The sequence below is a fragment of the Phocaeicola acetigenes genome, from assembly GCF_027529745.1.
Classification (GTDB): Bacteria; Bacteroidota; Bacteroidia; order Bacteroidales; family Bacteroidaceae; genus Phocaeicola; species Phocaeicola acetigenes.
The window spans coordinates 1-1,596 of sequence record NZ_JAPZVM010000022.1 but is presented as its reverse complement, the minus strand read 5'-3'; the positions used below and the strand labels follow the sequence as shown (position 1 = coordinate 1,596).

The window sequence follows — 1,596 nt, the reverse complement described above, 5'->3', positions numbered from 1 at the left end:
GGCACAGTTGCATAAGTCCGTGGCAATATAATCATGTTATCCAAAGATTATGGACGCTCTGAACATAAAGAAAGGTAAATCCTGCACACCGCGTAGTTGTGCTCTAAAGCCTTTCAACTTAGAGTTAAGAGATTCAGCATGAGCATTGGTTGATCTGTTTATGAAGTAATTTAGTACTTCTTCTTCCTTGTACTTGATGGCATCCCTTGCAGCCTTTACTTCACGCAACGTACAAGCTGAAACCTTCTGATACCACTCATGCAGTTGAACCTTCGCAGTACCCCGGTCGATAGACTTGTTGCTAAACACGCTTCTTAGGCTACAAATCAAAGTATATGCTTCCTTTATCTTTGGGAACATCCTGAAAAGTATCTTTGCACGTGTTTTCTGCCTGTCAGTCCATTTTTCACCACTCACACTCAGCAGATACTTGCTTCTTGTCAGTAGTTCTATGACAGTTTCGCCATTGGCAAGCATGGTTGGCCTGAAGCGTTTGTTCAACCTCTGTGGCTTGCGTCCCCGCTTCTTGCCTTTGTATTTCTTTGGATGTTTCTTGCGGTAGTATTTACGGCTCTTTACCAGCTGTTCAAGTTTCTTTTTGAACATGGCCTTCTCCTTGTTTTGTGCTTTCTGTGCTTCTCGTTTAGCTTTGAGGCGGAGTTCATCCACTGCTTCGATACAACGCTTGACGATATGGAAGCAGTCAATGACTATGGCTGCATTAGGAAAGGCTTCTGTGACGACAGCAAACATGCTGTCAGAGAAGTCCATGGTAACTTCCTCGACCAGCTCTCGCTGTTCCTGCGGTATCTGCATAAGAACATTGATAATGTCTGAGGCCTTAGTGCCTTTTACAGCTGCTATTAAGGTGTGACGTTTGCCATGCCCTTCTTTGTTGGTCAAGAATGTCATCAGGTCCTTGTGAAGCATGGTCTCGTCAATGCCCAGCCGTTTGCCTATGTTCTTAGGATGCAGCACCCAGTCCTCTGCATGACTGGCTTGTTCCCAATTACGGAAACCGCTCAGATGATCCTTGTAAGCACGCTCCAGGTTATTGCCATCTACCTTAAAGTATAGCCCCAGCGAGCGGGCCGTTATCGGGTAGGTATCCAAATATTTTTTTTAAGACATCAGCAAACTCCTTAGAGTAGCTGGTGTTATCAGCAAGCAACGAGTACCTGTCAAGGATTATGTTTCTGCCTTCTGCCGTTAACCATCTGCGACGTCTGACATGAAGAACGACCTTGTGATCACGGATAGGAAAGTCGTTAACCTGACGGCTTTCCGTGAAACCATTGGGCTTAAGGTCGTGCCACTCTTCTTCCCGTGCATCTTTTTCGTCAAGATAGATGTGAAGAAGGACGCGCTCATTACCAGTCTCTTCAATAATGCCAGTGTGGTCTTCGTTAACGGCTGTAACGTCGAAGAACTCAAGTATGCCTTTGGGAAGAAGGTAACTTGCCAGAATCTTATAGTCAAATGCTGATTGCTTACTCATGAGTGCAAAGGTAATGCTTCTTATAAACATTTAAGCATTAAACAAGAAAATATAGACCTATACTACAAAAATAAGCCACGGATATTTGCAACTGTGCC

2 protein-coding genes are annotated in these 1,596 nt (G+C 44.4%); both read right to left on the bottom strand.

Features of this window, described 5'->3' with window-relative positions; genetic code table 11:
• Positions 1 to 36: 36 nt before the first annotated feature.
• Positions 37 to 1,113, bottom strand: coding sequence for a transposase (locus O6P32_RS13525; RefSeq protein WP_022300745.1), 1,077 nt, complete (start codon positions 1,111 to 1,113; stop codon positions 37 to 39).
• The gene (locus O6P32_RS13520) at positions 1,067 to 1,498 is read right to left on the bottom strand and encodes an ISAon1 family transposase N-terminal region protein (RefSeq protein ID WP_229084594.1); all 432 of its coding nucleotides are present in this window, start codon (positions 1,496 to 1,498) and stop codon (positions 1,067 to 1,069) included. The genes O6P32_RS13525 and O6P32_RS13520 overlap by 47 nt, the downstream gene beginning before the upstream one ends.
• Positions 1,499 to 1,596 lie beyond the last annotated feature (98 nt).